This is a genomic window from Actinocrinis sp. (assembly GCF_035605935.1).
GTDB lineage: Bacteria > Actinomycetota > Actinomycetes > Streptomycetales > Catenulisporaceae > Actinocrinis.
In genome coordinates, this window is record NZ_DATNGK010000274.1 from 1 (window position 1) to 6668 (window position 6668).

A 6668-nucleotide genomic window follows, 5' to 3' on the forward strand; every position below is an offset into this window, starting at 1 on the left:
AAGAACGTCCCGTCTACGTGCGAGGCGGGGCCGAGTTCGTGGAGCTTCGCGTAGAGCGGGTACGGATCGGCCCGCCCCGCCTCGGTGAACAACTCGCCGAGGATCACTGCGCTGCCCGTCATGACCGTTCCTCCCCGCTGCTCGTGCATTGTTCGATGCCTGCGTTCGACACCCGTGTGCTCGACACCCGCGCCCGAAGATCGCCCCGTACGTCTACTCTGAACGAACGTCAGTCCCGGTCGAGTTCCCGGGAAATGCCGAAAAGTGGCAGCTTCAGCACGGAAGGCGGCGGCTCGTCGATCTCGAGCTCCCGATACGCCTGCTTGATGGTCAGCGAGATGAGAATCAGCGCCCTGGTGATGAAGAACCCGGCCAGCGGCAGTTCGATCAGCGCCGCGGACCCGAGGGACCACCAGATATCCGGGGTGCCGAGGTCGAGCGTGATGTCGAACCAGGCGTCGCAGATCAGCAGGGTCGCGGTGACCATGGCGGCCGCGATGACCGCCTGACGTCGGCGCCAGCCGAGATACACGGTCAGGGCCATCGCGAGCAGCAGCAGTCCGTCGAATCCCGCCCAGGTCAACCGCCAGTGGTGCGCGCGGTACTGATCAGGCAGGCTGACCGCGAGGAAGACCGTCCACGGAAGCAGCACGGCGACACAGGCGAGGAGCATCTCCATCGCGCGCCTGCGCCGTCGCCGCATGAACTCGGCGCTGAGCGGGCGGTACGCCACTGTCTCCGCACTCCCGTCGCTGTGCTCCTGGTTGCTCAATACTCCCCGGCGATGACGTTGCGCAGCGCCTCGCCGCGCGCCCAGCGGATCAGGTTCTCCCGCACGACCGCGAAGGCGCGGGCCCGATTCTCCGGGACGAGCGAGCCGATGTGCGGCGTGATGAACACACCGGGCGCGGACCACAGCGGGTGCCCGTCCGGCAGTGGTTCCGGTTCGGTGACGTCCAGGTACGCCCGGATCTTCCCGCGCTCGGCCGCCGCGATCAGTGCGTCGGTGTCCGCGACCAGGCCACGTGCGCCATTCACCAGCAGCGCCCCTGGCTTCATCAGCGTCAGGAACTCCTCGTCGATCAAGCCCTGCGTCTGCGCGGTAAGCGGAGTGAGGACGATGACAATGTCCGCGCCCGGCAGCAGGACCGACAACTCGCTTATGCCATCGACGCCCTCACGCGGCCGACGCGCGACCCTACGCACGTCCACGCCGAAGGGAACGAGGTACTTCTCTAGGCACTCCGCGATCGACCCATACCCGACGAACAGCACCCGCGAGCCACCGAGCACACGCACCTGACGCGGCTCCCATCGGCCGCGTGCCTGAGCGTCCGCGTGGTGCGGGATCTCCTTGTAGACCGCGAGAATCCCGGTGAGCATCAGTTCGGCCATCAGGTCGTCGTACGCCCCGCGGACGCTGCACAGCGTCACCTCGGCGGGCACCAGGTCGACGATCCAGTCGACCCCGGAGGTCAGCGACTGCACCAGGTCCAGCCGGCCGGCCGCCGCGATCAGCATCTTGAGGTCGTAGCCGTCATCCGCCTGGTTGCGCACGAGCGGCGGGATCAGCGCCCGGACCTCGCCGAGCCGCGGGTCACTCAACGGATCGGGCGGGATCTCGGCGATTTCCAGCGCGGCGCGCACGTCCCTCGGCAGATCGTTCAGATCGCCAATCGTGCCAGGGGCTGTCCACACCAACTTGCGCTCGTCCACGCCCCCATCCTAGAAGGCTGGACGTAGGTTCGAACCGGCGCGATGCGTTAGATCAGCGCGAGGAGCCTTAGCACTTAGTAGGTGACCGGAGCCCACGGTGCGATCGCGGTCTGGAACATGGCAGAGAGACGGGCTACCGCACCGTGATGATGCTCATCGAGCATGCCCAACGCAGCGAACCTGCCAGCTGAGAAACCGCCGAGGTAGATCGACGCGAGAACGGTCGCGGGCATTGTGACATCGGGGGATTCGGCGGTCGGGCCGCAGTTAGCACCGTCGGGACCGCCCTCAAGCGCGAAGGTACCGTCCGCGTATCCGTCCTTGTCAACGACGCGTAGCACGACGCGGCCGGGCACCTCGTAGCGGCGGGCACCGAGCGCGGCGGCGGTGTCGAGCACCCGGATCCACTCAGCGTCAGTGTGGTTGTCGGCCCAGGCCACGCGCCGGTTGACCAGCAGTTCGCGCCAGAGTTCGTCCTCCCTGCGGGCCACCCTGGCGGCCACCTGGCTTACCCAGTCGTGGTCAGCGAGGTACTTCCACAGCCGGGCCTCGTACTCGACGTTGATCGCGAACAAGTCCAAGGCCTCGACCAGGTTGTCCGGCCGCTCGTGGGTCCACCGCTCCTCGCCGAACTTGTAGCGCAGGAAGCCGACGGCCTCGCCGCTCTCGTCGCGGCACACGGCGTGTAGGACGTTCTTCGGCACGGGCTCGCCTTCGCGCGGTACCAGATCAAGCTTGCGCTCCCACATCGCGCGCGTGCGGGTGACGGCCCCTGGGGTTAGCGCACGCACTCGGTCGTAGAGCGCGGGCGCCTCCTTGAACGCCGAGTCGGCGTCCACGACCTCGATATCGCCGGGCAGTTCGCGGACGAACGCGGCGGCGCGCGCGTCCAGGTACCAGTTCGCGCTGGTCGTCGCGGGGCCGAAGCCGTAGCGGCCGTAAATGGGATATTCGGCGGCATACAAGCCCGCGAGCACATCGCCACGTTCCTTGGCGGCCCCGAGCTCGCCGGCCATCATCCGGGAGAGCAGGCCCTTGCGCCGATGCGTGGAGGCGACGGTTACCGCACTAACTCCGGCGAGCGGCAGGAACGCGCCTCCGGGAACAGTCGCCTCAAGGCTGAGCGCGCGTAGCGTTCCGACCGGCGTGTCCCCGTCGAAGGCGCCCCAGCAGCGGTCAAGCTCGAACCAGCGGCGGCGGCGGGGCCCATCGCCGCGCTCTTGCGGCATGAAGAAGCCGAGGTCGATCGCGTCGCTCCACGCGTCGAACTCCTCGTCGCGGACCCTGCGCACCTCGATCGTCATAAGCGCAACGTATCCCCCGGTCGTGATCACCCGCGACTGGATTTCGGCGAGCTAGTAAGCGGTCACGCAGGTCGTAACGCACGTGCCGCGAGCGCGATACCGGCCGTCACTACCGCAGTCATCCAGAACGCGAAGGGCAGCGAGACTGCCGAGCCAAGCGCGCCTACCGACGGGCCGGCGACGAGGCCGGCCGCATACATGACCGTGGTGATGCCCGCGACGGCCTGCTCCGCGTTGTTGCCCAGCCGTCCGGTCGCGGCGATGGCCAGCGGGACCGAGGTCGCGATGCCGAGACCGACCGCGGCAAAGCCGAGCATGCCGAGCACCGGCGTCTGCGCCAGCGCCACCATGCAAGCCCCGATGACGGCGACCACGCCGCCGAGCCGCACCGTCAGCACCGGGCCGAGCCGCCGGGCGACCGCGTCGCCGGTCAACCGACCGAGCGCCAACGTGACCGAGAACCCGGTGAGGCTGTACGCGCCTACCGCAGCGCTGGTGTGCGTTACGTCGGTGAGGTACACGGCGCACCAGCTGCGAGCGGCGCCCTCGGCGAAGATCCCGCAGAAGCCGACCACGCCGACGAACAGGATCGCTCGCGACGGCAGCGCGTAGTGCGGCGCGGCGACTTCCTGCGAGGCCGGGTCGTCCGGCGGCAACAGAGCGCAGGAGAGGACGCCCACCACCGCGAAGACCACGGCGGTCACCGCGAACTCGGCCGGTGCGCCGATCCCGGCCGCGGCGCACAGGCCGCCGAACGCGGAGCCGGCTATCATGCCGACCGCCCACATGCCGTGGAAGCCGGACATGATCGACTTTCCGAGGCGGTGTTCGATCCTGACCGCGTGAGCGTTCATCGCCACGTCCGCGCAGCCCGCGGTAGCCCCGAAGATGAAGAGCACCGCCGCCAGCGACCACGCGCCGGGCACCAGCGCGGCCGGCGCGAGCGAGACACAGAACAGCGCGATCAAGACGCGCATGCCGCTCTTGGCGCCGAAACGGTGCACGACCCGTGCCGTCGCCGGCATGGCGGCGAGGGCGCCCGCGGTCTCCGTGATCAACGCCGCGCCGAGCACGCCCGGGGTGGCGTGGATGTGCGCCTGGATCCAGGGCACCCGCGCCGCGAAGGTCCCGGAGATCACCCCGTGCACCGCAAAGATCAGGCTCACCGCGACGCGGCCGCGACGCTCCTGCGCCCCGGGCGCGGCGAAAGGCACCGCGACCGCCAATTCCGCGCCCATGCGCTCTCCCCGAGTTCGCCGCCGTGCCTGCACTGCCGCACTCTAACAGTTAGGTTCCCTTAAAGATAGCTCGAAAAATTGTCGAAGCGCTTCGATGAAATCGATGACCATTCTTTGACTATTCAGCTGCTGCGATACGTCTTGACACTACACAGGACTAGGCAGATATTTCGAAGCGCTTCAACACCCACACTGCCACACCAAGGCACCATCTGAAGGGAGCGCGCAACGATGCGCAGCAACCTGCTCAAGGCCGCCGCGGCGGCCCTAGGCGCCGGAGCGATCGCCGTGCTGTCCGTTGGTCCCGCCTGGGCCTACGCCTACGAGTCGTCCGCGCAGTATGCGTCCTACTCGACCGGCGGCTACACGATCTACAACGACGAGTGGGGCAGCGGCCACGGCAGCCAGACCCTCTGGGTCAACTCGTCGAACAACTGGGGAGTGTTCTCCAACCAGCCGAACACCTCTGGCGTCAAGGCGTACGCCAACGAGTCCAAGTCGATCAACAAGGCGCTCAATTCGCTCTCGTACGCGAAGAGCTCGTTCAGCGAGTCGATCCCGGGCACCGGCAACTACGAGTCGGCCTACGACATCTGGCTCAACGGCAGCGGCATCGAGATCATGGTCTGGACCAGCACGCACGGCAACGTCGGGCCGCTCGGCTCGAACACCGGCAACCTGACCATCGACGGCAACACCTGGACCGTGTACGCCGGCAGCAACGGCAGCAAGCCGACCTACTCGTTCAAGCGCACCAGCAACGAGTCCTCCGGCTCGGTGAACCTGCTCGACCTGCTCAAGTGGCTGGAGAACACCAGGCACTACTACTCGAACCCGACGCTGTCCACGATCCAGTACGGCTTCGAGATCAGCGGCACGAACAGCTCGACGCAGAACTTCACCATCAACAGCTACTCGGCCTCAGCAGGCTGATGGCAGGGCGGCAAACCGCCGTCAGCTCGGCACCGCGTAGTTCAGCACCGCGTAGGTCAGCACCGTGAATCGACAAGCGCCGCCGCGTCCGGATCCTCGTCCAGATGCGGCGGCGCTGTGTCCGTTACTGCGGTGTCCATTGCTGCGGTGTCGATGACTGCGGCGTCGATCGGCGCATCGCGAAGCACGGCCAGTTCATCTTCGTGCGATTCCGGGAACACCCACATGTGCATGGCCCAGAACCGGAACACCGTGCCGAGCCCCTGCCCCACGATGAACTGAGCGATGTTCGCGGCCAGCAGCGACGTGTATCCGAGGACGTATTCGTTGAAGGCGACGCAGGCCGCGGTGATGAGCATTCCAACCGCGGAGACCAGCAGATACAGCGTGATCTCCGCGCCAGACTGTCTGCGCTCGCGGCGGCGGAATACCCAGTACCGGTTACCCAGGTAACCGATCAGCGTGCCGAGTGCGGTACCGGCGATGGAGCCGTAGACCTTGGGCGCGTGGAAGACCCCGATGACAAGGTTGAACGTCGCGATGTCACACGTGACGCCGACGATACCGACCGCGCTGAAGCCGACCATCTCGCGCCACAGTCGGCGCACGATCCCGACGACCCATCGCCGCATGTGCTCCCCCAGCCAAGGTTGTGCGCAGGGTCGTCCCCCACCGCGCCAGCGGTATATCGAACACCGTGCGCGGCAGCGGTATGTCCTACACAGTCCGCGCCCGCCGCGGTACCCCACACCGTCGTCTCTGTACCCGTCCAGTGTGGCGTACCGCAGCGTTCGCGGGCGTCGTCCTGAGGTATGGCGTCGGACTCAGCCCTGAGGCGCAGCCTCGCCCGGTTCCTTCGGCTTCGCGTCGATCCCGGCCTCCTTGCGCTGGGCCGGCGTGATCGGCGACGGCGCACCGGTCAGCGGGTCGCCGCCGGAGGCCGTCTTCGGGAAGGCGATAACGTCGCGGATGCTGTCCGCGCCGGTCAGCAGCGCCACGAGGCGGTCGAGGCCGAGCGCGATCCCGCCGTGCGGCGGCGGCCCGTAGTTGAAGGCCTCCAGCAGGAAGCCGAACTTCGAGCGCGCCTCCTCGTCGGACAGGCCGATCGCCGCGAACGCCCGTTCCTGCACGTCCTTGCGGTGAATACGGATCGAGCCGCCGCCGATCTCGGAGCCGTTGAGCACGAGGTCGTATGCGTTGGACAGCGCGGTCGCCGGGTCCTTGTCGAAGCTGTCCAGGCTCTCCGGGGTCGGCGCGGTGAACGGATGGTGCACCGCGGTCCACCCGACCTGCTCGCCCTTCTCGTCCTCGACCGGCTCGAACATCGGGAAGTCCACGACCCACAGGAACTTCCAGGCTGCCTCGTCGATGAGCGAGCAGCGCCGCCCGATCTCCAGCCGCGCCGCGCCGAGCAGTTCCTGCGAGGCCGTGCGCTTTCCGGCAGCGAAGAACACCGCGTCGCCGTCTGACGCGCCGA

At 67.7% G+C, this 6668-nt stretch carries 7 protein-coding genes; 1 reads left to right on the plus strand and 6 read right to left on the minus strand.

Features of this window, described 5'->3' with window-relative positions; all coding sequences use genetic code 11:
- Nucleotides 1-229: 229 nt before the first annotated feature.
- The 4 genes from VN779_RS22245 to VN779_RS22260 all read right to left on the minus strand — a co-directional run bounded on the left by VN779_RS22245 (nucleotide 230) and on the right by VN779_RS22260 (nucleotide 4258).
- Nucleotides 230-733: a hypothetical protein gene (locus VN779_RS22245; protein ID WP_325726487.1), complete on the minus strand. Its 504-nt coding sequence runs from the start codon at nucleotides 731-733 to the stop codon at nucleotides 230-232.
- 35 nt (nucleotides 734-768) lie between these two features.
- Nucleotides 769-1716, minus strand: coding sequence for an NAD(P)-dependent oxidoreductase (locus VN779_RS22250; RefSeq protein ID WP_325726489.1), 948 nt, complete (start codon nucleotides 1714-1716; stop codon nucleotides 769-771).
- A gap of 74 nt (nucleotides 1717-1790) precedes the next feature.
- Entirely contained in the window at nucleotides 1791-3020 is a 1230-nt protein-coding gene (locus tag VN779_RS22255) for a GNAT family N-acetyltransferase (protein ID WP_325726491.1), read from the minus strand.
- 62 nt (nucleotides 3021-3082) lie between these two features.
- Nucleotides 3083-4258, minus strand: coding sequence for an MFS transporter (locus tag VN779_RS22260; protein ID WP_325726493.1), 1176 nt, complete (start codon nucleotides 4256-4258; stop codon nucleotides 3083-3085).
- A gap of 231 nt (nucleotides 4259-4489) precedes the next feature.
- Here VN779_RS22260 and VN779_RS22265 point away from each other — a divergent pair, with 231 nt between their 5' ends.
- Nucleotides 4490-5191 (plus strand): GH12 family glycosyl hydrolase domain-containing protein, encoded by a 702-nt coding sequence (locus VN779_RS22265; RefSeq protein WP_325726497.1) that lies wholly within the window; start codon nucleotides 4490-4492, stop codon nucleotides 5189-5191.
- A 56-nt stretch (nucleotides 5192-5247) separates the two neighbouring features.
- On the opposite strand, the gene VN779_RS22270 is transcribed toward VN779_RS22265, so the two are convergent.
- Both VN779_RS22270 and VN779_RS22275 read right to left on the minus strand, forming a co-directional pair.
- Nucleotides 5248-5823 carry a GtrA family protein gene (locus tag VN779_RS22270; RefSeq protein ID WP_325726499.1) on the minus strand — a complete coding sequence of 192 codons (576 nt, stop codon included), beginning with the start codon at nucleotides 5821-5823 and terminating at the stop codon, nucleotides 5248-5250.
- A gap of 192 nt (nucleotides 5824-6015) precedes the next feature.
- A partial coding sequence (locus VN779_RS22275; RefSeq protein WP_325726501.1) for an amino acid--tRNA ligase-related protein occupies nucleotides 6016-6668 on the minus strand: 653 nt, incomplete at its 5' end.

Excerpts from the sequence above, each read along its gene's own strand:
- VN779_RS22260 (WP_325726493.1), bottom strand. The coding sequence starts at position 4,258 with ATGGGCGCGGAATTGGCGGTCGCGGTGCCTTTCGCCGCGCCCGGGGCG.
- VN779_RS22265 (WP_325726497.1), top strand. The coding sequence starts at position 4,490 with ATGCGCAGCAACCTGCTCAAGGCCGCCGCGGCGGCCCTAGGCGCCGGA.
- VN779_RS22270 (WP_325726499.1), bottom strand. The coding sequence starts at position 5,823 with ATGCGGCGATGGGTCGTCGGGATCGTGCGCCGACTGTGGCGCGAGATG.
- VN779_RS22255 (WP_325726491.1), bottom strand. The coding sequence starts at position 3,020 with ATGACGATCGAGGTGCGCAGGGTCCGCGACGAGGAGTTCGACGCGTGG.